Source organism: Mesorhizobium sp. WSM1497, assembly GCF_001672455.2.
GTDB classification, from domain to species: domain Bacteria; phylum Pseudomonadota; class Alphaproteobacteria; order Rhizobiales; family Rhizobiaceae; genus Mesorhizobium; species Mesorhizobium ciceri.
This window is the reverse complement of the sequence record NZ_CP021070.1, coordinates 6,368,912-6,393,850: the sequence shown is the minus strand read 5'-3', so window position 1 is coordinate 6,393,850 and position 24,939 is coordinate 6,368,912. Positions and strand designations below refer to the sequence as shown.

The 24,939-nt window shown below is 58.5% G+C and carries 15 protein-coding genes and 6 pseudogenes; 17 read left to right on the top strand and 4 right to left on the bottom strand.

All coding sequences use genetic code 11. The features are described 5' to 3' along the window. The first annotated feature begins 5 nt into the window (after positions 1-5). From A9K65_RS31195 to A9K65_RS31155, 8 genes and pseudogenes are all read left to right on the top strand, one after another. Positions 6-1,217, top strand: a complete 1,212-nt coding sequence (locus A9K65_RS31195) for a CoA transferase (protein ID WP_198327542.1) — start codon at positions 6-8, stop codon at positions 1,215-1,217. Next, positions 1,214-2,899 carry an acyl-CoA dehydrogenase family protein gene (locus A9K65_RS31190; protein ID WP_084016102.1) on the top strand — a complete coding sequence of 562 codons (1,686 nt, stop codon included), beginning with the start codon at positions 1,214-1,216 and terminating at the stop codon, positions 2,897-2,899. Before A9K65_RS31195 ends, A9K65_RS31190 begins: the two co-directional genes overlap by 4 nt. A 705-nt stretch (positions 2,900-3,604) precedes the next feature. After that, complete coding sequence (locus tag A9K65_RS31180) at positions 3,605-4,786, top strand: M24 family metallopeptidase (protein ID WP_064994943.1); 1,182 nt, start codon at positions 3,605-3,607, stop codon at positions 4,784-4,786. Between the two features lie 396 nt (positions 4,787-5,182). After that, a complete protein-coding gene (locus tag A9K65_RS31175; protein WP_084016100.1) occupies positions 5,183-6,460 on the top strand; it encodes an FAD-dependent oxidoreductase in 1,278 nt (425 codons plus the stop codon). A 423-nt stretch (positions 6,461-6,883) separates the two neighbouring features. Continuing rightward, on the top strand, positions 6,884-7,624 hold the full coding sequence (locus tag A9K65_RS35775) for a hypothetical protein (RefSeq protein WP_318013090.1): 741 nt from the start codon (positions 6,884-6,886) through the stop codon (positions 7,622-7,624). Between the two features lie 147 nt (positions 7,625-7,771). Then, positions 7,772-8,767: a succinylglutamate desuccinylase/aspartoacylase family protein gene (locus A9K65_RS31165; protein WP_064994928.1), complete on the top strand. Its 996-nt coding sequence runs from the start codon at positions 7,772-7,774 to the stop codon at positions 8,765-8,767. 731 nt (positions 8,768-9,498) lie between these two features. Then, a pseudogene (locus A9K65_RS31160) lies at positions 9,499-9,878 on the top strand (IS3 family transposase); the annotation flags it as partial. A gap of 42 nt (positions 9,879-9,920) precedes the next feature. Beyond that, positions 9,921-10,603 (top strand): annotated as a pseudogene (locus tag A9K65_RS31155) (transposase); the annotation flags it as partial. Here the strand turns inward: A9K65_RS31155 and A9K65_RS31150 are convergent. Next, complete coding sequence (locus A9K65_RS31150; protein ID WP_224656313.1) at positions 10,539-12,029, bottom strand: recombinase family protein; 1,491 nt, start codon at positions 12,027-12,029, stop codon at positions 10,539-10,541. The pseudogene A9K65_RS31155 and the gene A9K65_RS31150 sit on opposite strands and share 65 nt — an antisense overlap. Then, positions 12,019-12,216 (bottom strand): hypothetical protein, encoded by a 198-nt coding sequence (locus tag A9K65_RS31145; RefSeq protein ID WP_064994942.1) that lies wholly within the window; start codon positions 12,214-12,216, stop codon positions 12,019-12,021. The genes A9K65_RS31150 and A9K65_RS31145 overlap by 11 nt, the downstream gene beginning before the upstream one ends. 834 nt (positions 12,217-13,050) lie before the next feature. On the opposite strand from A9K65_RS31145, the gene A9K65_RS31140 reads away from it, so the two are divergent. The 7 genes and pseudogenes from A9K65_RS31140 (at position 13,051) to A9K65_RS31110 (ending at position 18,674) form a co-directional block, all read left to right on the top strand. Then, on the top strand, positions 13,051-13,935 hold the full coding sequence (locus A9K65_RS31140; protein ID WP_064994923.1) for a 3-keto-5-aminohexanoate cleavage protein: 885 nt from the start codon (positions 13,051-13,053) through the stop codon (positions 13,933-13,935). A gap of 44 nt (positions 13,936-13,979) precedes the next feature. Next, the gene (locus A9K65_RS35770; protein WP_181170840.1) at positions 13,980-14,690 is read left to right on the top strand and encodes a hypothetical protein; all 711 of its coding nucleotides are present in this window, start codon (positions 13,980-13,982) and stop codon (positions 14,688-14,690) included. 84 nt (positions 14,691-14,774) lie between these two features. Next, complete coding sequence (locus A9K65_RS31130; protein WP_086081366.1) at positions 14,775-15,677, top strand: 3-hydroxyacyl-CoA dehydrogenase NAD-binding domain-containing protein; 903 nt, start codon at positions 14,775-14,777, stop codon at positions 15,675-15,677. A gap of 672 nt (positions 15,678-16,349) precedes the next feature. Then, positions 16,350-16,559, top strand: a pseudogene (locus tag A9K65_RS31125) (SDR family NAD(P)-dependent oxidoreductase); the annotation flags it as partial. Positions 16,560-16,613: 54 nt separating this feature from the next. Continuing rightward, positions 16,614-17,260, top strand: a pseudogene (locus A9K65_RS31120) (acetyl-CoA C-acetyltransferase); the annotation flags it as partial. 155 nt (positions 17,261-17,415) lie between these two features. Further along, a complete protein-coding gene (locus A9K65_RS31115) occupies positions 17,416-17,886 on the top strand; it encodes a thioesterase family protein (RefSeq protein ID WP_084016180.1) in 471 nt (156 codons plus the stop codon). 581 nt (positions 17,887-18,467) lie between these two features. Continuing rightward, a complete protein-coding gene (locus A9K65_RS31110) occupies positions 18,468-18,674 on the top strand; it encodes a hypothetical protein (RefSeq protein ID WP_224656014.1) in 207 nt (68 codons plus the stop codon). A 378-nt stretch (positions 18,675-19,052) separates the two neighbouring features. Here A9K65_RS31110 and A9K65_RS31105 read toward each other — a convergent pair. Continuing rightward, positions 19,053-20,239, bottom strand: a pseudogene (locus A9K65_RS31105) (IS256 family transposase). Between the two features lie 274 nt (positions 20,240-20,513). After that, positions 20,514-21,778, bottom strand: a pseudogene (locus A9K65_RS31100) (IS5 family transposase). A gap of 1,257 nt (positions 21,779-23,035) precedes the next feature. On the opposite strand from A9K65_RS31100, the gene A9K65_RS31095 reads away from it, so the two are divergent. Continuing rightward, positions 23,036-23,869, top strand: coding sequence for a transporter substrate-binding domain-containing protein (locus tag A9K65_RS31095; protein ID WP_064995250.1), 834 nt, complete (start codon positions 23,036-23,038; stop codon positions 23,867-23,869). Between the two features lie 60 nt (positions 23,870-23,929). Then, positions 23,930-24,904, top strand: coding sequence for an amino acid ABC transporter permease (locus A9K65_RS31090; protein WP_064995246.1), 975 nt, complete (start codon positions 23,930-23,932; stop codon positions 24,902-24,904). Positions 24,905-24,939: the final 35 nt, after the last annotated feature.

Here is a 24,939-nt window from a genome sequence, read left to right as displayed (position 1 = left end):
ATGGTGTGCGGGTGATCGAGGGGGCATCCTTCATTGCCGCTCCCTTCTGCGCGCTCTCGCTTGCCCAGCTGGGCGCTGAGGTCATTCGCTTCGATGCAATCGGCGGCGGTCCTGATTTTCATCGTTGGCCACGCTCTCCCGGCGGCGGCAGCTTCTATTGGGAAAGTCTCAACAAGTCCAAGAAGTCCATTGCCATCAATCTCGCGGACCCTCGCGGACGTGAGCTTGCTGCGGCTCTGGTGACTGCCCCAGGCGAAGGCGGCGGCATCTTCGTCACCAACTATCCTGTGGCCGGATTCCTGTCGCATGATCGGATGGCAGCGCGCCGGCCGGACGTGATTACGGCGCGTATCATGGGCCATGCCGACGGCGGCAATGCTGTCGACTACACCGTCAATTGCGCTATGGGCGTCCCGATGATGACCGGCCCCGCCGAGAAGCCCAACGATCCTGTCAATCACGTTCTGCCGGCCTGGGACCTTTTGGCCGGGTCGACTGCGGCGACCAGCGTCCTTGCCGCGCTTATCAGCCGTCGTGCCACCGGACTGGGTCAGGAGATCCGCGTCCCGCTAAGCGACATCGCCGCCGCCACGCTCGGCACGCTAGGCCAGGTGGCCGAGGTGGTTGTAAACGGACGGGACCGCCCGAAGATAGGCAATGACCTCTTCGGAGCCTTCGGCCGCGATTTTCTCACAGCAGACGGCCAGCGGCTGATGATCGTGGCGATTACCAGCCGCCAATGGAGTGGGCTGGTGCAGGCCCTCGGCATTGAGGCCGGGGTCGCTACGCTCGAGGCTGAGCTGGGTGTCTCGTTCGCACAGGACGAGGGGCTGCGCTATGAGCACCGTGGTCGCCTAGGCGCGTTGGTCGAATATGCCGTTTCAACGAGCCCGGCCGCTCACCTAACAGCGCGCCTTGATGAAGCCGGCGCATGCTGGGGGCCGTATCGCACATTGTCGGAAGCGGTCGCCAAGGAGAAACCCTTCCAGCCGGAAGGCGAACTCTTCACAGACGTGGACCATGTCAGCGGACACACCTATCCAACGCCAGGCTATCCCGCGACCTTCCGGGGACTTCAGCGCCAGACGCCGGTACGGGCCCCGAAGCTCGGAGAACACACGGAAGAAGTGCTGGCCGGCGTTCTCGCCCTACCCAGCCACGAGATTGCCGCCTTGCATGATAGCGGCGTCGTCCAGAGTCCAGGAGCACATGCGTGACGGCCAATCCTCTCGAGTTCGCTTCAGGCGCCACCCTTGTCGCGTTGGCGAACAGTGCCGTGACCGCAGCTGAACGCTACGTCGCTGCCGTCCGCGAAAAGGTTCAAACCTTGGTTGCTCCCCAAGGAAAGGTGGATTCGCGCTTGCTTGACCGGTCTCAGCGCGTGGCCCACGGCTTCGCCTGGCTGGCAACGTCGGTGGCTACGCTCAATGCGGTTGCGGCCTGGGGCGCGCGCCATCTGCGCGAAGGGACTTTGCGGCGTGGCGACGAACTCGTGATCGCTATCGGGTTCGGCGAGTATCTTGGCCAGCTCGTAGGCGGGCTCCCGATGAGTCAAAATGAGATTCTCCGCCCGGCGGAACTTAGCGCTACCGCCGAGGCCCTCGCGCTCCTGCGCGAGCCCTCGGTCGCGTCCTTCATGGCTCATGGCAATTCTCCCGCGCACCGCGAGGAACTTGTCTCGCTGGCCGCCCAAGGAGACGCGGTGAGTGAAAAGCTGGGCGATGACGACCTCGACTTGATCCGGCTCGAGATTCGGCGCTTCGCCGACGAGCGCATCTTGCCGAATGCCCATGGTTGGCACCTGAGAGACGAGCTGGTTCCGGACGAGATCGTCACAGAGATGGCGCAGCTGGGCGTGTTCGGCATCTGCATCGATCCCGCGTTCGGCGGACTGGGCCTTGGCAAGCTCGCAATGTGTGTCGTGACCGAAGAGCTGAGCCGGGCCTGGATTGCGACCGGCTCGCTCGGCACGCGCTCGGAGATCGCTGGCGAGCTTATAGCAGCCGCCGGCACGCTCGAGCAAAAGCAGCGCTGGCTTTCCCGCATCGCCTCTGGAGAAATCTTGCCGACCGCGGTTTTCACCGAGCCGGACACCGGGTCTGATCTTGCGAGCCTGAAGACCCGGGCGGTCAAGACACCCGAAGGCGGCTGGCTCATCCAAGGCAACAAGACATGGATCACGCACGCTTCGCGTAGCGATTTGATGACGGTGCTGGCCCGCACCAATCCCGCCTCGACCAGTCATGATGGACTTTCCATGCTGGTTGTCGAAAAGCCACGCGGCACCCGGGACGAGCCTTTTCCGTCTTTCGGCATGAGTGGTGGCGAAATCGAAGTCCTCGGTTATCGGGGGATGCGCGAATATGACATCGCTTTTGACGGCTTCGCCGTCCCGCCCGGCGGACTGCTCGGTGGGGCCGAGGGTCAGGGCTTTCGCCAATTGATGCGAACGTTCGAGGGCGCGCGCATCCAGACTGCAGCCCGCGCGGTCGGCGTTGCGCGTCGCGCGTTTGAGCTGGGTTTGGGCTATGCGCTGGAGCGCAGGCAGTTCGGCCGATCGATCGTCGCCTTCCCACGGGTCCACGACAAACTTGCCATGATGCTCACCGAAACCGTGATGGCCCGCGAGATGACCTATTTAGCCGCCCGCCAAAAGGACTTGGGCACGCGCTGCGACATCGAGGCCGGTATGGCAAAGCTGCTCGCCGCACGCGTTGCTTGGTCGAACGCCGACACCGCGCTCCAAATCCACGGCGGTAATGGCTACGCCCTTGAGTATGAGATCTCGCGTGTCCTTTGCGACGCCCGCATCCTGAACATCTTTGAAGGCGCTGCCGAAATCCAAGCCCACGTCATCGCCCGGGGCATGCTGCAACAGCAGCCGGGGCAGCAAAACTAGATCGGGGCGTTGCCAAGTCGCCCCAGCATTTCGAAATTATCTGTCAAAAAACGCATCAAGAACCTGCCCATTCGTCCCTAAGGCGGCTTGTGATCCTAGTCGTCGACAACATGTTGGCTATGCCGAACCCGGTGAGATCGCCGAGGCAGCGATCGCCGCCTATGCGCAGGAAGAAGCGACCGCCGCTCTCCAGCGCCCGAGCATCTATTCGCGATGCGCCAAGGACGGTCAATGGGAGCATAAGCCACTCCGATCGCACGAACCGTCGCAGCGTTGCGCACGGCTGTCGAGGCTTGGCGTCAGAATGGCCTGAAGGCGCTGTGGTGCCGCTATGGTGCGATGCATTCAGAGCGCCCGAGTAGCGCGACAATCCGGGAGAAGGCACTCTCACTTTGATTGCCGAGCTGCAAGCCCGTTGGTCTCGGCAATAGGTTCAGCTTTCGCTGATCGCAAATGATGATCTCAAAATGCGATGGGATACCCCGTTGATTTATATTGGCCATGCCGCTGTGTGCCTTGATATCATCCCTCAGTTCCTAATTGCGTCTAACTGGATCATTTAGGCGTCGCGGGTGGGCTAAAATTGTCTGTCGTAATGAAACTCTTGAAACGGAACACTTTGAGTTATCAAGGGATGAGGGCGTCGTAGCAAGGCCTAGACAGACTACGGCGTATCAGTTGCTCATCGCACAACGGGAGTACCAAATGACTACAGCTGAATTGCGATTTGAGGTCTCAGAATATCAAGAGCGCCTCGCCAAAACCCAAAAGGCAATGGAGCGAGCAGGGGTCGACTTGCTCATCGTCACCGATCCTGCAAACATCGGTTGGCTGACGGGTTATGATGGCTGGTCGTTCTACGTGCACCAATGCGCGATTGTTCGACTTGATGGGCCGCCGATCTGGTTCGGTCGCAAGATGGATGCGAACGGTGCAAGAAAGACGACCTATCTCGGCGAAGAGTGCATCAAGTTCTATGAAGACTACTACGTTCAATCTGACGACTTCCATCCAATGACCGTGCTTGGGCAGTTGATCACCAGTAGCGGATGGGGCTCGTCGACGATCGGCATTGAAATGGACGTGCCGTACTTCACCCATGCGGCTTTTGACGCCCTTGAGACGAGCCTTCCGAACGCAAAGTTCAAAAACACCACGCGGCTGGTGAAATGGCAGCGGATTGTGAAGTCTGCCCGCGAGATGGAATACATGCGCGGTGCCGGCAAAATCATCACTGCGATATACGAGCGCATCGAAGAAGTTCTTCGTCCGGGGCTAAGACAGAACGATCTCGTCGCTGAAATTTGCGATGCCGGTATCCGCGGTGTCGATGGATTTTGGGGTGACTATCCCGCCGCCTTTCCGCTCATTGGCGCTGGGGCGAATGCAGCGGCTCCTCATCTGACCTGGACTGATCGTCCTATAAAGCCACACGAGAGCATCTTTTTCGAATTGGCTGGCGTTTACAAGCGTTATCATGTCCCGCTGTCTCGAACGTTTTATCTGGGAAAGCCGCCCCGGAAGATTCTCGATGCCGAGAAGGCGATCCTTGAAGGAATGGGAGCTGGGTTTGAGCAGCTTCTTCCCGGCAAGACCTGCGAAGATGTGGCGTTAGCATTCTTCAAAGAACTTGCGCGACACGGCCTAAAGAAGGAAGGGCGAACCGGCTACTCAATCGGAATGGCCTACCCCCCTGGCTGGGGCGAGGCGTCGGCAAGCTTCCGTAAGGGCGATCACACGGAACTTAAGCCAGGAATGTGCTTTCATTTCATGTCTGGCCTCTGGTACGGCGACTGGGGTATCGAGATTACTGAAAGCCTCATGATAACCGACGGAAAGCCGGAAGTTCTGTCGAACAGCCCCCGCAAATTAATCATAATCGAATAATTCAGCTATGCATCGGCGACGTCGCCCCCGGTCAAAAGTTGGCTGTTCAACGGAGGGGTAGCATGCAGTCGGCTTGCAAAAGCGGGGCGGCGTCGCATCAGTGGCGTTCGGTAGAACTAAAGTGGGGAGCGCCCGCGCGGCTGGTAGCGGTGTCTGTGCCGGCACGACTCTTGGGAAAAACTGTACCAGCGGCCATACCTGGATTGCCACGTGCTCGCGTAGCGATTTTCGATAGTCATTCCGGCATTTCGGTGAGCCGATCTTGACATAGAGACCACCCCATCGATCCGGTCATTGCCTGTGTTCGTGCTCATACTGCTCGCCACCCTGGCCTCAATCCGCCCAAGCGGCTCAAACAGCTTCCAGCCGAAATGGATGCTTCTATAGGACCTCTCAATGAGCGACGTAGCTGACATTGTAGTCGTTGGAGCAGGAATGGTCGGGGCGGCGACCGCGCTCCAACTCCAGAGGCTTGGCCGTAAGGTCATTTTGGTTGATCGGCGGGAACCTGGATCGGAAACTTCTTATGGCAATGCAGGCGTTATTTCTGGCTTGAATATTCAAATAACAATCCCCAGGGAACCTCTGCAACTAGCGCAGCTTCTTCTGAACCGAGTACCGTATTTCCGTCAGAATCTATTTGCCCTTCCAAGCAATCTACCCTGGCTGTGGGCATTTTGGCGGGCGTCATCGGACTCGAATTTGTGGCGTATTGCCTTACAGTCTCAACCACTCTTCTCGACCGCGATTGCTGAGCACTTGTGCCTCGCGAGTCTATCACGTGCGTCTCACTTGCTGCACGATGTGGGATACCTTTCAATCATTCGGGACAAAACAAAGCTCAGTACAATCTCACGCGATAAGCGTTTAGCGCTTGCTTGTGATTATCCGTTCAGAATTATCTCGACGGAGGAGATAGCCGAACTGGAACCCTTTGTGAAACCAGGTGCGGCAGGAGGCCTGTATTGGCCCGGCACATATCATACGCCGGCTCCCGACCAACTTGCCAAAGCCTATGCGGAAGCGCTTGTGCGTTTCGGCGGTGAGTTCCGGCAGATGTCCGTCACCAATCTCGGGCGGCACAAAAGCGGTGCCTGGGATGTAGAGTCATTGAATGACACAATTCAGTCACGCAATGTCGTCATATCGGCAGGTCCATGGTCAAAGGGACTCCTGGAGCCACTCGGCTATAACTTGCCACTCGGCTCCAAACGAGGATATCATCTTCATTTTCGACCAAAAGACGGCGCGCACTTGACTCGTCCGGTAAAGGACGATGAGTATGGCTTTGTGCTTTCACCTATGAACCAAGGCATCAGACTGTGTGTTGGTGTGGAGCTGGATCACTTTGACGCGCCGGCAAGGGATATGCTTGTGCAAGGAGCCATTGGTCCTGCAAGAGAGCTATTCCCGATCGGTGAATCCTTAGACTCTACGCCCTGGCTTGGACGTCGGCCCACTTTTCCTGATCAATTACCGATGATCGGTGCAGCTCCTAACCACAAGGGCCTATGGTTTAATTTTGGCCACGGTCACTACGGTCTCACCCTTGGGCCAACTTCTGGAAAGCTGCTCGCTGAAATGATGGACAACAGAGTGCTCTCCATGGATCCAGTTCCTTTCGCGCCTCTTCGCTCGTTCCGACCGAGCGCCGCTCTGAAGTCAACGGGATAAGAATGTGGCCCCGTCGCGTCGTCGGCAGAACCGGCGGCACGTCGATGCGTCCGCGGAAAGCCGAAACGCGCGGCGCTTGGCGGATTTGCCTCGCTTGGCCCCTTCCACCCACGGAGGCGCCTCCAGTCGAACTCGCCGCGCCCGGTGCATCAGGCTTGCCTCGGTCAGCACGTCCGGTTGCTCTGTTAAGTGGCTAGCGAATCCGCAAAGCCATGATCTGGGCCAACGGAGAGTGGCAAGCTGGTAGCCGACAGAAATTCTTTGATCAAGCCGAAAGGATCAATATCAGAGGTAGCGATTGGAGAACGACTGAAGAGCCGCGGGGTACCCGCGAAGCGAGAAGAAGAAGTTTAACGGAACGGCCACAATGCCGCTCAAAGTACAACAGAACGTAAGGAACTTCGCCAGCTTGGAAGCGAACCCTTGAGTTCATTCTTTGGTGCTTCAACCATGATGTTTCAAAACCGACGTGCACTTGGAATTCTTGAGCTTGATGAAGGCGTGCAAGCCGAGAGTTCTTCGCTAGATCCGCGGCCCGGCGGCTTACTGAGCCCAACGACCTTTGATCACCCAATCGTGACGGAGCTCGTGGAGGGAGCATGGCCGGATATGGTCATTCGTGGTTACCCGTCGCTCGAAGGCGCGTGCGTGGCAGCCGCCACACGCTTGGTCGAACGAGGGGCAGCCGTGATTTCCTCTGACTGTGGTTTTTTCATCCGACATCAAGAGGCGGTCGCCGCTGCCGTCAATGTTCCCGTTGTGATGTCTAGCCTGCTCTTGGTTCCAACCTTGCTGCGACAGCTGGCGCATCCTCACAAGCTTGCCGTGGTGACCGCTGATTCAAGACATTTCGGGGAAGACCTGCTTAGGCTCGATAATCCGAGAGATCGGGCGAGGGTGGTCATCGGCGGCGTCGAAGGCGGCGAATTTCTCCGCAACGCTTTGATGCGTCCTGCAATCCGAACCGAAGTCGATCAGATTGAGAAGGAAGTTACCGCCTGCGTCACGCATCTTCGTGCTGAGCATCCTGAAATCGCAATGCTGCTGATGGAATGCACGGGGTTCCCTTATGTCACGAACGCACTCCGCCGCCATACGGGGCTACCCACCTATGACATTACGAACCTATGCCGGCTATCGCTTGCGGCCGTTTGCTCAGACTAACCTGTCTTCGCAAAGCGTTGCCTGGACGATTCGGGCGAAAGAGTAAGTCCATCGTGCGGTTAGATCCCTACAATATAAAAACTGTATTTGACGCAGCGAGAGTGAACCCCTAGCGTTCGCTATTTGGGTGCATAAGGTCGGCTGACAATGAGCGAAACACCATACCTGACGTTTGATCTCGACGCGCCTGGCATGTCCACGGGACATCTTGTTGTCCCCAAAGGCAACGACTGCGAAGCTATTTCGCTTCCGGTCTTCTGCCTCAATAAAGGGGAGGGACCGCGCCTCCTTGTCACTGGCGGAAATCACGGCAACGAATTGCAAGGGCCAATCCTGGCACGACGGCTTGTTGACTGGCTGCCCAAAGCGCAAACCTGTGGAAGCGTCATCATCGTACCGATGCTTAATCTGCCGGCGGTGCAGGCATGGAGCCAAAACTCGCCAATCGATGGCTTGAATCTTAATCGAGTGTTTCCCGGCCGCGCCGTCGGATCGATAACTGAACGCATTGCCGATGCGGTTTCGCGCCTGTTGTTGCCAATGGCCGACACGGTATTCGATTTGCACAGTTTCGGGCCGACATGGGATTTTCCACCAGCAGTCGTCACGCATCCCATTGGTGATGTGGATCTCATGGCCAAGACGCTTCAATTGGCAGAGGCATTCAAATTACCCGTGACATTGCTCTGGGAACACCCCGACACAAATGGAATGTTCGACACTTGGGCGCATAGCAAAGGCAAGGTATTCATTTGTACTGAATTCGGCGGCGGCACGGTCAGCTCCGAAGCGCTGGGGATCTATGAAAGCGGGCTACGCAACGCCCTAATCGCGCTCGGACTCGTAGAGGGAAAGGCCGAGTGTCCGACTTTCCGTCAACGGAAAGCCAGCAGGACACTTGAAACGCTCTTGTCTGACGAGCTGAAATCGCCGGCCCGCGGCATCTTCGAACCTCGCTGCTCCGTGCTGGATGAAGTGAAGCAAGGAGATCTCTTAGGGGTCGTTTATCCCGTGGAGTCACTGTCGGCTGATGCGATCGATATTCGCGCTCCCACTACGTCTGTCGTCTGCGCTGTAAAGTCTGGAATCCATGTCGACGTCAATCAAATGATAGCGATCCTTGCGAGGCCGCTCAAACCCTGAGCCTCAGTGCTGCACATCGATGAAAAATCAGCCGAGAATACTTGCGAGGGAGCCTTGGAACCGGGCAACCTATAGGAGGGCTCGTTGGAGATGAGACCTCGTCCGGCAACCTCACGAGAATTTTAACCACTGCCGGCTGTAAGGTCGGAGGGGCCAGCCGACGTGCATCTACAGATCGATCGCTGATAACAGGCTCTGGACTACGCTGGATAGGCCGTTTTGCGAACGCTAAGGGCTCAAAAGATAAAGGGTTGGATCTATTGATGACGAAGAGCGCCATGGCGCCGCCAAGACGCAACTTGCCGGGCTCGGCGTCGATTCACGCTTCCGCAGTGCCTATAATGCCGCCGGAATCATTCCTGCCAAGCATATTGCAAAGGCCACCATGGGTCATCAAACGACGCGATATCGAAGATTCGCCTCTGATCGAGTGCGTCGGGCACTTAAGGCGCCCGTCATTACAAGTTCGAAGCAAAAGACCATTGACTATCAATACCGATGGTGGCGTCACGGGCCGAAACGGTCGCCTTCAGAAAGGCGATCCGGGCGAGGGAATTAGGAATCAGCGGTTGAGGGAGCTTGTTCCTACACCCAAATTGCATACCGGAAAGACCTCCGTGACGAAAGCAAAAATCTACATAAATCAATTAGAAACGAGGAAATCAGCCAGCCAATCGCGGCCGATAAGTCTTGCTCGGCCGGCGCCAGACGATCCGGCGGGCCTGCCGGTTCTGAAGTTCGACACGTCGACCTATCACTACAAGTCCCGCCGCCGCGATCAGACCGGCATCGAGGCTCGGCTCAAGGACATTTGCGCGACACGCGTTCGCTATGGCTACCGACGTGTCCACGTGAGCTCATGCGGGAAGGGTGGGACATCAACATGAAGCCGACCTACCGCATTTACAAGGATCTGGGCTTGCAGCTCAGGAACAAAACACCGAAGCGCGAAGCTCCGGGACGGCCGCCAAGAGGGGCCCGAACGAGGTCTGGCGATGGACTTCGTCCACGATCAGCTCGCTACGGGCAAGAAGATCCGCGTGCTGACGGTCGTCGATACGTTCTCCGCTACGTGCCTGTGCTCGATCCCCGGTTCAGCTGTCGGGCCGAGACGTGGTCAGCGCTTTAGCAGGCTGTTGAAGAAGTGCTGGCGCGGCGGCTTTTGTCGTCGGATCACTTCTCGGTGGACGGGACGCTGATCGAGGCCTGGGCTTCGATCAAGAGCTTCCGCCGCAAGGACGGGGACGACAACGGCCCGGATGGAGCGGGGCGCAACGCTGAGCGCGGCTTTCATAAGGAGAAGCGCTCCAACGACACACACCAGAGCACGAGCGACCCGCAGGCGCGGCTCTACAAGAAGGGCGACGGGCAGCCGGCGAGGCTCTGTTATATGGGGCATGCGCTGATGGAGAACCGTCATGGGCTTGCGGTCGATGGTGGCATTACCCAGGCCAGGGGCACAGGCGAGCGTGATGCCGCTCTCGCCATGTTGTATCGCAGACCGTTGCGGCGGCGCATCACACTGGGCGCCGACAAGGCGCCTATGACGTGCGCCAGTTCATCAAGGGCCTGCGCGAGCGCAAGGTCACGCCGCATATCGCCGTCGGCCATCTGAGCAAAACCGGCAAGCCTCAAGTGACGGCGATCGATGACCGCACGAAGCGCCATCCGGGCTATGATGCCAGCCAGCGCTGCCGCAAGCGGATCGAGGAGGTGTTCGGCTGGATCAAAGCCTCGGCCGGCATGGGATGCGCCCGTGTGGGCGCGGCCTTCACCTTGAACTTGGCGGCCTACAATTTGGTCCGCTTGCCCAAGCTGCTGGCGGCTCCGATATGAGTGTCACCGGCCGCTGGCTGATCGTCGCGATGCCGACTATATCGGGCCGTCGCGGCATCATGCGCGGTGATCTTGCTCTCGATCTCACCGACACGGATGAGTGCCTGGTTCCAACGCGCTTCCAGTTCCGCCGCGACCAGCCGGTTCTCGGGATCGGCCGCGTCATATTGCCGGAAGGCCCGGTCGGCGGCGTAGCGGGCAGCTCAAGATCCCGACTGAGGGCGTCCCGGACCTGGTCACGACGATCGGCAGCTTGCGCCTCAGCTCCGGCAGCGGCAGCAATCGCTCCCGGCTCCACGACACGCAGGAGCGCTTCCTCAATCGCATCATCGACGCGCAGTCCCCCAAAGGCGATGCATTGCGGCTCACCATTGTCGAGCAGACCCCGCCAGCAGGAATAGCGCGGAATGTTGTGCTTGGTGCCCGTGTACCGCAGCGTGGGCTTGCGGCCGCAGCGCCGGCAGCGGACAAGCGCGGCAAGCAGAGCGTCGCCATGCTTGGGCGCCCCGTTGTCGCTCACCATCTTGCGGATCGCCTCTGCCCTTTCCCAACTGACATAGCCTTCATGGCTGTGTGGGATCAGCGCCAGCCATTCCTCGCGCGTCCTGCGTCGGATACCTGCTCGAACGGCGGATCGGCCAAATCCCGGCGCGACACGAGTTTTACCATAGGCGTAGGCGCCGCCGTAGATCGGGTTGTCGATCATGCGGTGGATGGTCGCATAGTTCGGCCTGCGCCAGACCACATCGCCGTTGTTGCGTTTGGCGGGCAAATCCAACCCATGCTCGAGGAACCACATCAAGGCCTGACGGGCGCTGCCGAGCTCAGCAACCTTGTCGAACACCAGGGTAATGGATTCCTGCACACGCCGATCAGGATCCTTCTCAAGACGATCGCCGACCTTCGCGAAGCCGACAGGAGCTGCCACGACGAGTTCACCGCGCCGGGCCTTCTCGTAGCGTGCGGAAAGGGAACGCTGGCGCAGAAGATCGAGCTCATACTCGTTGAGGCTCCCCTTCAGCCCCAATAGCAGCCGATCGTTGCCTTGCCGCGGCGCATAAACCGTCTCCTGGTCGACCAGCACGGTGTCGACGACGCGGCACATCTCGATGAGCTGCTGCCAGTCGCGGCTGTTACGGGCAAACCGAGACACTTCTCGCGCCGCAACCGCACCGACCTTGCCGAGGCAGGCCTCGGCGACCATCCGGTCGAAGCCGGCACGCGCGACGCCGCCGGCGGCAGAACGGCCGAGATCGTCGTCGATCGTCTCTACGCGAGACCAGCCAAGCGCCGTCAGGCGATCGCGCATCGCATACTGAAGCATGCTGCTCTCACGATTGTGCAGGACCTGATGGGCTGACGACTGCCGCACATACAGGATCGCTTTACGCTCCAGATGCTGCGGCCCAATCTTCTCATGCATCATGATCCGCGCACTCCCGTTGTACGGCACCCTCGCCGTCGACGTGCCCGAGGATCAGGCTGACCGTCAGCTTCGTCACTGATCGGCGCGTCGCGGCCGGCAGCGCCTGCCATTGCGGCGTCTGCCCCGTGTTGGCGTCGTTCGGCTTCAAGAACAGATCGAACTGGTATGTCGTGGGCTGGCGCGGCATGGACATCTCCCCGATTCGCGTGAGAGCCCAATGCTGCGCCCATCTCCGGCGATTGCGATGGGGCTCCGGTGTCGAGGAGCAGCTTCGCCAGGGTGCCCAGCGCGGCAAGGTCGACGTGCGGAGCAGTCGTGATGCGCCAACTCTTACTGAGGATCCGATCGAACATCCAAGCCGGGACCTCCAACCACCGATCCGAGGCTTGGCCGAAAACGCTACAGCAGAAGACTGCTGCGTCATTCCGATCGATCACTTCGTGAATATGGACTTGGCTACCCACCCAAGGATGCCATCGTAGAGAAGCTCGCGCTCCGGGCCGGTCCCGTGGGTGTTGCGTCGCTGAGTTGTTCAACGAGGTGCGCCCCCATGGCGCAATCGGGCACAAGGTTCCGATCTCGTTGCTCAATCCCGATGGCGCCGTCAGCCCGCCATCGTGAAACAGCCGGAAAACTCCACCTTCCGGCGGTCCAAAGAATGGTATCGGATCAAATCAGCCCGGAAGTTCCAGCCTGGGCGATCCAAAGACGGGGAGCAGCTCAACAAGGAGAAGAGTCCAGCTATGAACGAGGGCTCATCGGGGGCAACCTGACGTCGCCTGATTTCGTTCAAACGCGACGCGCTTTAGATCTCCGACCAGCGTCCGCGCACAGTCATCTCGCATCCAGATGATCGGCGGCGACAATCAATATTTGACCAATACGTGACGCACGTGAAGAATACGCCAGATTTAATGATCGGCCGCCATGCCTATCCTTCCCTTGTGTGACCACTCGGTAGCACCATCGAGTGTGTTGGCGCCAGACTAAACAATTAAGAGATACCGAAATAGGATTTCTGATGTCCCGGAAAGTCATTGTCACCTGTGCGGTCACCGGAGGGGGGGGCGCGGTTCTTGCGAAGCATCCAAATATCCCCAAAACGCCATCGCAAATCGCGGAAGCTGCACTGGAAGCTGCAAAGGCTGGGGCTGCGATTGTGCACATTCACGTCCGTGAGCCTGACACGGGAGCCCCATCAAACCGAATTGAGCTCTATGAACAGGTTGTTAAGAAGCTTAGGGACGCGGCGACGGACGTCATCATCAACTTAACCTGTGGAATGGATGGTGAACTTGAACTTGATTCTTTGAATCCTTTAAAAATAAGGAAAACTAGCACACTTAAGGACGCAATTGGACGCTGCTCCCATGCCGTCAAACTTCAGCCAGAGCTTAGCACCCTAGATTGCGGAACGATGGCTTTTGGTGAGCGGATTTTTGTTGCGCGTATGTCCGATCTGCGACAGATGGCGGCACTCATGCGCGAGGCTGGTGTCAAGCCCGAGCTCGAATGCTTCGATTTAGGCCACATCGAAGTCGCTAAGAAACTCATCTCCGAAAACATAATTGGCAGCCCGCCCCTTTTCCAATTTTGCCTCGGCACAGGTTATGGCGCTCCCGCTGTGCCGAGCGCTGTGCAGGCGATGCGTGAGATTCTCCCTTTTGGGGCAGTCTGGGGCGGATTTGGCTGCGGGGCAGATGAAATGCCGATGGTTGGACAGTTGGTGCCAATGGGTGGGCACGTTCGGGTGGGTTTGGAAGATAACATCTATCTCCGACGAGGGCTGCTGGCATCCAATGCCGAGCTCGTAGACAATGCGGTTGGGATCATTGAGCGCATGGGCGCCAGCGTCGCCACGCCTGCCGAAGCACGGTCAATTCTCGGCGTCAAAAAGCGCGGATGACCGCACTGGGGTATCCCATGCAGCGAACGATGATGGAGGCCAGAATGACGTCGCAAATCGAGAGCTGCCTTGGAATTCTGGGTTTGGAACCTGCCTTGCCACCCGGCGTGACGCCGCCGGCGCCGCCGTCCGGCTCGCTGTTTAGTTCAGCTACTTTCGACTTTCCCGTCATATCAGAAACCGTCGAAGGAGCTTGGGCGGATGTTGTCATGCTGGGCGAACCTGCGCTCCAGCCGGCTTTTGTGACAGCAGCTCGGAGGCTCGTAGAGCGGGGCGCGGTCGTAATCACCTCGGACTGCGGCTCTGCTGTCCGGCATCAGGCGGCGGTGGCTGCGGCTGTAAGCGTCCCGGTCGTAATGTCCAGTCTGCTCCTAGTGCCGACGCTGCTCCGCCAACTGCCCCCCAAAGCCAAACTCGCTGTCGTCACAGCTGATTCACGAGTGTTTCGAGATGATTTGCTTGGGCTCAGTGATCAGGCCGACCGGGATCGGATCGTCATCGGCGGCATTGAAGGCGGTAAGATTTTGGAAAACGCGTCCATGCGTCCGCCGCAACCGACCGATATCGCCGACATTGAGAATGATGTGGCAGCTTGCGTCGCCCGGCTCCGCGGCGCACATCCGGAGATCGCTGCGTTACTGTTCACGTGCACTGGATTCCCGCCGATAACGCCGGCAATCCGTCGTATGACAGGGCTGCCTATCTACGACATCACAACCATATGCCGGATGACGCTTGAGGCCCTTGGCGCCTAATGTTGTCATCGCTTCAGGTTCTTCGGGTTTTCTCGCAGCCCACCTGAGAAGTCACTCTCCAGATCCATTGATATGAGGTAAACTATGCGCGTCGCATGCATTGGCACAGGAACCATAGGCGCGAGCTGGGTGGCATTGTTCATTACTGGCACGCATGAGGTGACCGCATGGGGCCCGAGGCCGGGTTGGCAGGATCGTCTATTGGCCGCCCTCGACCGCTACGAGCCGCAATTGCGAGAGCTTCAAATGCCAACTGTACGTACGCGCCTTCGACTTTGCGGCAGTTTGGGTGAGGCGGTTGCTGAGGCAGAGCTCGTCCAGGAAAATGCCCCGGAACAGATTGAACTCAAACGAGTGCTGGTCCGGGAAATAGCCAGTCTAGCGCCGCTCGATGCGATTATCGCCTCCTCCACATCAGGACTTTTGCCAGCCGATATCGCTAGAGACATTCCCAATCCGGGTCGCCTCCTCGTAGCACATCCTTTTTCCCCCCCGCACCTGATCCGGGCCATGGAGATCGTCGGCACACCTGAAATGCCGACTGAAAGACTTGAAGCTGCGGTCGAATTCTACCGCAGCATCGGCAAACAACCGGTTGTAATGTCGCATGCCGTTCCGGGTTTTATCGGCAATCGCCTGCAAGCCGCGATGTGGCGGGAGGGGGTCCAAATGATCGCCGCCGGCGAGGCTACGATGGAAGAGATCGACAACATCATTAAGGGCGGACCTGGTCTTCGCTATGGCATTTCAGGCCCATGTGAGGCCCAATTGGGTTGGATAGATCCGAAGGGTTCCGGCGAGATAGATGAAGAAAAATGGTCGATCCTGATGGACACTGACTGGAGCCGCCTGCCCGGTCCGCCCCTGACCGATGCACTGCGCGACATCCTTCGTCCGCAACTCTTGGCAGCGCGCGCAAAGAGGCTCACCGGCGACGCCTGGGAGAAGCGGCTAATTGCAGTGCGACGTGCAGTCGAAAATATCTGAGATACTGCACGTGCTTGGGTGGCCGAGGAACCTCGCTCGCGGCCCTCTCGGGCCTGCTGCAGATGCCCTATTGCAACGACTACGCGGGACGAGGGCCTTTCGATGAACCCGCGGGTCCCGATGCGAAGCTTCGGCCCGCTGGCGCGGCGTGGCGGTATGCGAGGACATCGGTGCGATATGTTCCGGAAACGCCCGGCCTGCGGATGGCACCCCGGGCACGGACCGCGGCAGCTTTTCCTTCTCGGGCTACTGTGAGCACCAGAGCGGCCACGTCGTCGTGCAGCTCGATCCGTATGCCGTCAGGCCTGCGGTCAGTGCACTCTCCCCGGCCGAAAAATTCGGCGCGTCCACTCGTAAGATTCTCCGCTCGTTGAATACAGCGATGCAGAAATCGACGCGCTGCTCGCAGCCGGCAATGCGTAGCTATCGCTGGTGAGTTCGCAGTATTGTGCCCGCGTAACCCCGGAGAAGTTACCATTCTCCATTAGCGCGGTAGAATCTGAATTCGAGATGGCTTCAATCTGCAAACAACATTTGAATTAGCGACGCTCGCAGAAATAGTGTGTTGGACCTCTAAGTAAGTCGTGAATTCGTTGCAAAACTTGCGACCTACTCGGATATTTAGGAGCAGCACAAAGGACCCCCTCCCTGTCTCTCACTGGTCGCCGAGCTATGGTCTCCGCTGCGGCCTCCGGTATTGGTCGTGTTATCGCCGAGGCACTTGCGAAAGCTGGGGCTCCGGTAGAGGTGTGCGATGTTGATCAACAGAAGATTGCAGAGATGAGCCACCGACATCCCGCCATTGGCGCGACACGTTGTGATCTTGCCGAAGCGACCGATACTGAGCGCTTCTTCGAAGCTGCAGCCGAGCGGATGGATGGGATCGACATTGGAAACCAACGTTGGCGGTCAATTTCACCAGCCATTTTTGCTTGCGACCAGGAACAGTTCGCGCTCGCCTCGCAGACCAAGGCCGAGGCGGTGCAGAAGGCTGGCAGTTCAAGGATGAGATCGTCGCCGTCACCATCAAGGGCAAGAAGGGCGACACGATCGTCGACCAGGACGAATATATCCTCATGGCGCCGTCATCGACGCCATGACTAACCTGAAGCCGGCTCTCGACAAGGACGGCACGGTGACGCGGCCAATGCGTCCGGCATCAATGACGGCGCCGGCGCGCTGCTGATGACCGAGGCAGAAGCCACCAGGCCGCGGCATCGCCCGGCTGGTCCGCATCGCTGCCGGGGCGACTGCCGGCGTCGATCCGGCGATAATGGGCCCCGGACCTATTCCCGCCTCGAGGCGGGCGCCGGAGAAGGCCGGCTGGTCGGTCAAGGACCTCGACCTCGTAGAGGCCACGAGGCTTTCGCCGCGCAGGCCCGCGCCGTCTACAAAAGCATGGCCTGGGATCCACAATCGTTAACGTTGATGGCAGCCATCGCCATCAGCCACTCGATTGGCGCCTCCGGTGCCCGCGTGTTCAACACGCTGTCTACGAAATGCGCCGGCGCGGCGCGAAAGAGGGCCTGGCGACGCTCTGCATCGGCGGGGGCATGGGCGTCTCTATGTGCGTGGAACGAATATCGCGGAGCCAAGCAAAAGCGATGCACCGCCAACTTCGCCTCTGTCATGTGTCGCTTGAGCTCTCTTTCGGCAGCAGCGACGTGCGAGTAGAGTGTGAGCACGCAATATCGGCGGCACTGTAATCTTCTAACATTACAAGAGATTGGGCAAATAGATGGATGCGACCTGTAAATTCGCAACAATGGTGACCGACGATCTTATTGACGGATATGGGCACATGAATATGGTGCACTATCTGGCAGCGTTCAGTAAAGCTGCGGATGTACGGCTCGACACTGCCATACGTCTAAATGCGAATGGTTCGATGCTCTCTGGCCTCGTCACCGCCGAGGCGCGGATCGCTTACAAGAAAGAAGCGATGCGCGGCGACAATTTGGTCCTTACTACTTGGATAGCCGACATAGACGAAAAGCGAGTCCATGTCGCGCAAACCATGGTACGTGCCGACGGAGCGTTACTGTCGACAGCTGAACAGCTTTTCCTGAATTTCAACCTGCTATCGCGGCGCGTGGAACCATTCCTGCCCGATGTGCTGGCCGACCTTAGAGGCGGTGTTGAGGCGGACAATGGTAAATTCGATCCGGGCATTGTCAGTCGCCGAATGGGCATATCGAGAATAGTATGAATTTACCTGACCTTCGTCAGTCCGTGTCGGTGGCAACTTCTGCGTGTACGTTAGGCGGCGGATTCTGGGTGTCCACCGTCCCGTTGGCAGGCGTGATGATGCCTCGAAGGCGCGTATCACCAGTGGAGGAGGGATCCACCGGAAAGTCTGAATAGCGGCTTGGTTGGGTAACTGGCCGGGACGAAGCCTCGTGACAAAGACCGCCCCGGGCGGTCGAGCAATCCAGCGTGCCGTAACGTGAGTAAAGCCTGAGCAGGCCTCGAAAGAGTCAATGCAGACTCCGACCCATCTCTCGCTCGGGGAAGGCTGTGCGGACAGGGAAGCAATCGACATAGGCACCTGTCCGGTCTGCCGGGTATTGGGCACGGCACGTTGGAAAGGTGATGCTGGTAATCGAAGGGAGGCCCGTTCGGCATGAGGGTGGCGGCCTCAACCTCCGGGCGGCGGTGCCGGCGGGAGTCGGAAACGGTCGTCCGGCCGTTGAAGCCGGGTAATGCCAGCGGAGCGAAGGACCCTGACTTCTGGTGTGCTTTCGAAGGTGGTGGGGAGGGGTGATTGGCGACAAGCATGGAAACGCCGAAATGACCAGGTATCTGCAGAGGAAGCTGTATCGTAAGGCGAAGGCGGAGCCCCTTTACCGCTTCTACGTGCTCTACGACAAGATCTGCCGTGAAGACATGCTGCGCCATGCCTATGCGCTTACCCGCGCCAATGCGGGTTCGCCGGGCGTGAACGGCGTGACCTTTGCGCAGATCGAGGCGGAGGGTGTAACAAGGGGCCGCGGCTAGAAGTGCGTGTTCGGCTGAACCAGCTTTTGCTCGGTTGGTCGACCTACTTCAGCTACGACACCCGAGCGCCGGCCTATGATGCCGTTGACCGGTAATGTGTATGACCGCGTGAGCAAGTGCCATCGGCATAAGCTGCAAGGGTGCGGCGCGAAACAGCTCTCGCGGACCACATCTCCGAGAAACTGGGCGTGGTGTGTCTTCGTCGGCAGCGCGTATCGCCGCCGTGGGCCTTACGATGAGGCCAGTGGGAAGCTGGATGCGGGAGATCCGATGTCCGGTTTGATGAGCAGCGACTGGAAACGGAGCGACGGTCCGGACTGCGGCACCGGCAAAAGGCGGTTGTGTGAGTTCCGCAAAATGAGGCGGCCATGAAGCTGGTCATGCGGCTTGACGCAGCGCGAGCTTCTTGTGCTCGCGCAGGTCGTCCATGTTGATGAAGCGGTTGGCCTCCATCCAGTTTTCGTTGGTCTCGACGGCCAGTGCCCTGACGAGGCGCAGGCAGCGCTGTGAGTTTGGAAAGATGCGTACGACATAGGTGCGCCGGCGGATTTCCTCATTGAGCCGTTCAAGCATGTTCGTGCTCTTGAGATGCTTGTGATGCTGGCGCGGCAGACAAAAGAAGGTCAGCGTGCGCTCGATGGTCTCCTCCACCCAGGTCGTCAGCCTTGGATAGCGGCCCGACCATTTGGACAGCCATGCGGCGAGATCGGCCTTGGCCTCGGCGAGATCGCGCCGGTCATAGAGCCAGCGCAACTCCTGCAGGCAATCGTCGCCATGCTTTCTCGGTAGGTGATCGAGCGCGTTCCTGAGGAAGTGCACGTAGCAGCGCTGCCAGGCGGCTTCCGGGATCACCTCGCCGATCGCGGCCACCAGGCCGGCATGATCGTCGGACACGACCAGCTCGAGCCCTTGAGGCCGCGCGCCTTCAGGGCGACGAGGAAATCCCTCCAGGCCGAGCGGCTCGCGATTGGCCATCTCGACGGCCAGGATCTGGCGCCGCCCATCCCAGTCGATGCCGACCGCGATCAGCACCGCCTGGCTCATGACGATGCCGGCTTCGCGTACCTTCTTGTAGCGAGCATCGAGGATGAGGTAGGCAAAAGGCTCTTGAAGCAGGCGCTCGGCAAACGCCTTCAAACTCTCGTCCAGGCGTTTGTTGATGGCCGAGATCGACGAGGCCGAGAAAGCATGGCCGCACAGCTCTTCTGTGATCGCCTTGACCTTCCGGGTCGAAACGCCCTGCACATACATCTCCGCAAGCGTGGCCACCAAGGCCCGCTCCGAACGCTGGTAACGCTCGAAAAGCTCGGTGGAGAAGCGGCCGGCCCGGTCCTGCGGAACCCGCAGCTCAAGCTTGCCGATGACAAGGGTACGGCCATAGAACCCGAGCGGCAGCCCAGCCGCTCCGGTGTGCGCTCGCTCTTCAAAGCACCCAGCGCCTCGTCCATCTCGGCCCCGAGCACCTCCTGCATCACGGCGCGGATCACCTCGTGCAATCCATCCGGGTTCGAAAGCAGAATGTCTTTGACGGCAGCGCTGGCGGTCTTACTTTCTGTCTTGGTCATGGTGGCGTTCCTTCCAGGGAATCGGTGACGTTGAACATCACCAGCCTTCCCTCTCTCAGCGAATTTGCAGAACCCTCAGCACACTACCCACAAGGCGAAAGCCGTCGGCCAACGGCAACTCCCCGGAACCCACCGCCACCGCGCCAGTCGTTGACTCCTCATTCGATTGTGGCGAAAGCTTCTATACCCTGCTGCGCTGGTATCGCGATGGGGTCATTGTCGAGCGCAACCTGCCGGTGCTCTCGACTTAGTCGACTGTGAACAATCTTGATCGCTAAGCGGCAAGCTGCTTCGGCCGGTTCAGGAACGCGGCGATCAAGAGCCACAAAAGTTGCTTCAGCCACCTGAGCAGGAGGGAGAAGTTGTAACCGGCTGCGGCCAGGATGGCGTTGATCGCATCGCCTTGGATGTGAGCGAGTTAATTGCGGCCATTCTGTGTTCGTTCTTGATGTGGCCAATCACCGGCTCGATCGCGGAGCGGCGGCGCATTTGGCGCTTGATGGCCGGTGTCACGCGGCGCTTTTGACCAGCGGTGAAGACCCTGAACTTATGACTTTGCGGCGCATTGTGGCCGCGATAGCCGGCGTCGGCGAGAACGCGGCTGATCTCGTTGCCGATGGTCTTTTCCATGTCAGGGATGATCGATGAGCGTGTGGCCGTCATAGGGATTGCCGGGCAGCGCTTTTGCATGTAGGGCGAACTGGCCACCCTTTGAGCGGTTCAGTGTGGTGGCCACCGGCACCTTCACCCGAACTCGTAGGGCGCGTGCGCCTTGCCCTTGCCGATGCATTCCACCTCGTGCGCATGCAGGCTGTAGATCTTGCGGCCGCGCTGGCGCTGCTCGAGAACGGTGGAGGCCTGGTAGAGCGACCATTTGAAAAGCGCGTCCAGCTTCGCGTCGCCGGCGATCTGACGGGAGATGTCGCGGACGGTGCGCCCCACATACGTCCTGAGCCTGCGCAGGGCCTTGTTGGCCCGCTTGAATTGCTTGGCGTGGGCGTAGCGCTGATACATGATCAGCGCCTGTTTGCCGACCCGGACATAGGACTGACGCAGGTCGAGCCGCGTCTTCTTCGCCAGCCGCACCAGCCGCTCGCGGGCCCGGTGGATGAGCTTGGCGTTGGTCGGGAACAGGCTGCACGGTCGTGTCCACGATCACTTGGCGCGTGTCGGTCGGCTTCATCGCCCTGTTCTTGACCGCAATGCTGAGGCTTTCTTGCAAGCGCGACGATCCGCTCCTCGCCCATGCGGCTGCGCCAGCGCGTCATCGACGAGCGGTCGAACGGCAGGTTGTGGCGGAAGAACTCCTCGCCGGACAGACACTGGAAATACAGGTTCTCGATCCAGCGGACGCACAGCGCCTCGTCCGACAGGTTGAAGGTGTGCTTGAGGATGGCGAGCCCCGCTATTAGCCGGGTCGGCATCGGCAGCATGCCGGGACCGTTCGAATAGACCGCACCGAAGCGCGCCTCTCTGCTCAAGGCGAGCGCGGAACAGATCCTGTTCTCCAGTCTCACGCCGCTCGCGTGGTCTGCCCATCGCCTAGCTCCGATTCACTGCGATGAAAGCGGCGAATCGCGCTTCGCCAGGCGGCGAAATCGCAAACTGGAATTGCAAGAAACTACCCACAAACTGGCCGTTACCTGCAATTCGGAAGCTGAAAAGTAGACTATTCCTATGCGATATCAGCGGCTTCGGTATTCTTCACGGCCGACGACTTACCTCGGGCACGCACACGTCACCGACACCTACTGGGATCTCACCGAAACGCCAGAGTTACTGCAGTGCGCCCTACTGCGAGTGGAGCCATCTGAGCGGGGAGACCGGGATGAAGAGCGCCAGCACATTTCCCACACTGCTGGAGAGGTTCTTCATGGACCGGCTCATGCGACAGTGACAGGTGAGTCCTCACACGCTTGTGAGCTATTCTGAGCAAGGCGTTGACGTTGCCTGATCTGGAGCCCCCCTTCCGCGTGCTCGCGATGCCGACCAAGCGCTATTTGCGGCGACCAATTGAGAGCACACCTCCAGGACATCTGAGCAGAACGCGCTTTTCAAATACATCGGGGCTCTAGCATATCCAGAACCGCATTTAGCTGTCCGGGAGTGAGTCTGCAAGCGATTAGTGGTATCGCAGGAGATAATCGCCCCCAAGTTGGTGTCCTCTCCAAACAAGCGCTTCGCTGCCGGGGCTGGCGACAAGCGATTTACTTAAACAAAACACTGCAACCGGTCAATTTCCTTCGCCGTTGTCGAATACTGCTTTCCGCATGACCTCATTCCGCCATGAGCAGTTCGTGGGTTGCCAACTGGTCTCGGTGGGGGGCATCTTTCGGTGTATCGCAAATGAACATCTCGAAACGCGATGGGATACCCACACATTTTATGTTGGTCGTGCCGCCGTGTGGCTCGATATCATCGGTAACATCATACCTAGCGTTAGATCTTGACACGCTTGGCATGACCACGGGTCATCTTGTTGTCCCCAAAGTCCCACTATGGGTCATCGAATGACAAGATATCGTGAGGTGTTCCCAATTTTGGACCGCCCGGCTGGAGGATTTCCGGGCTGCCAAGACGCTTCCAGCCATCTAACTTCCAGATGGGTCTGATATTGATTATATTCTTGCTACCTCATGGGCCGAGGGGCTTTGGTTAGCATATAGGCGACGGCATGGAGGAGTGAGCGCTCGCGGCTGCTTCAGCCATGGTGATTGGCTATAGCGGCCCGTCGCTTCTGTATGAGCGGTACCGCCGAGTCTCATGCATCATATCAACCTCAAAGGGGAATGTACTATGAATAAGATTGTGACAATTATCACAGCGGCATCATTGTCCATCGCGTCGGTCGTTTACAGTACCTCGGTGTATGCCGGAGAGGTGCTGCAGCGTGTTCTCAATACGAAGACGCTCAGGGTTGCGGTTGGCACTGATTGGGGAGCAATGTCTTCCCTGAATGCGAACCACGAATTAGAGGGCTATGACATCGACGTCGCCAAAGGCGTCGCTAAATCCCTTGGTGTTAACGTTGAATTTGTCACGCCGGGGTGGGACATCATAGCCGCAGGCAACTGGCAGGGCCGTTGGGATATTAGCATGGGTCAAATGACCCCTACTAAAACCAGAGCTGAAAAATTCGACTATTCCACCACTTACTTCTATGAAAAAGCGGCTGTCATTGTTCACAATGACAGTAAGGCGTCTACACTTTCCGATCTAAATGGAAAGATCGTCGGCGTTTCCGCTGGAACCCTGGCCGAGGACTATGTAAACCAAAACTTTAAGTGGGATTGGATTGGCGCTCGGCCCGAGGATTACAAATTCAAGGCCGGTGAAGTGAAGGTTTATACCTCAACGGGTGTTGCGTTGGATGATCTCCGGCTAGGCGATGGTACCCGTCTTCATGCAATTCTTACTGACGGAACTCTCGCGGAAAGAGCAATCAAATCTGGCTACCCCTTCAAGGTGCTTGGGAGTCTCTTTGCCACGCCTGCTGCCATCCCTATGATGAAAGGCGACAAGGAGTTCAGCGAGAAGGTCTCAGCCGCCCTAAAGAGCATGAAGGATGACGGCACGCTCTCGACTCTGTCGATCAAATGGTACGGGTCGGACCACTCTGTCGAGAATTAGCAAGTTGGTGAAAGTTACGCGGCTCGGGTCAGCCCGAGCCGCCTTGTTGGAGGATGTCCCATGCTTTACCAGGATACGGTGGAATCCGAGGTCCTTGTCCATAGACCGTGGTTTGTTGCCTCGATCTTTGGCGTCGTCTTCGCGATTTGTCTCATGTTCAACCTTGTGGGCACAACCTTCGGCGAGCTTATGCGGCCTGTCATCGGCGACCCTCTGCAGAGTGGCGTCTATGGGCGTTTCGCAATCGCTTTCGTGATTGGGGTCACGTTCTGCCTAAACATCGTGCTAATCGGTTTTGCCCCCTTGAAGGCCCAGATTGGCATTGTGTGGATCGAGCTGCTGACTCTCTTCCTGGCCTTCTTCAAAGCGTTCAACCTTAGTCTGCCCTTCATCTGGGAAAATCTGCCATACCTGATTACGCAGGGTGTGGTGACGACGATCTATGTTTCAGCAGTTTCACTTGTTTGCGCATCAGTCATCGCCATCATTGCAGCGATTGCTAAACTTTCAAGCAACGGCTTCGCCTACGCTATCGCCAGCTTCTACACATCCTTTTTTCGTGGCCTGCCGCTTCTCATACAGATTTACCTGATTTACCTCGGGCTGCCGCAGCTGGGCATTGTCATCAATGCCGTTCCTTCGGGGATATTGGCGCTGTCGCTTTGCGTCGGCGCATATATGACTGAAATTTTCCGCGCCGGTATCCAAAGCATCGATCGCGGCCAATGGGAAGCTTCACGATCCATTGGTTTCGGCTTCGGTCTAACCATGCGCAGGATCATCCTGCCTCAGGCGCTGCCTGTCATCATTCCTCCAATGGGAAACACGTTCATCTCAATGCTGAAAGACAGCTCGCTTGTCTCGGTCCTCGGAGTGTGGGAGCTAACGTTCCTTGCTCGCACCATCGGCCAGCCAACCTTCCATCACATGGAGATGCTGATAACAGCCGCAATGATTTATTGGATCATGTCTGCCTGCCTCGAAGTGGCTCAATCGCGACTCGAGCGTCACTATGCAAGGAGCAAAGCACGATGACTGCTGGCCTCAAAAGTCACTTGAAGGGCCTCGAT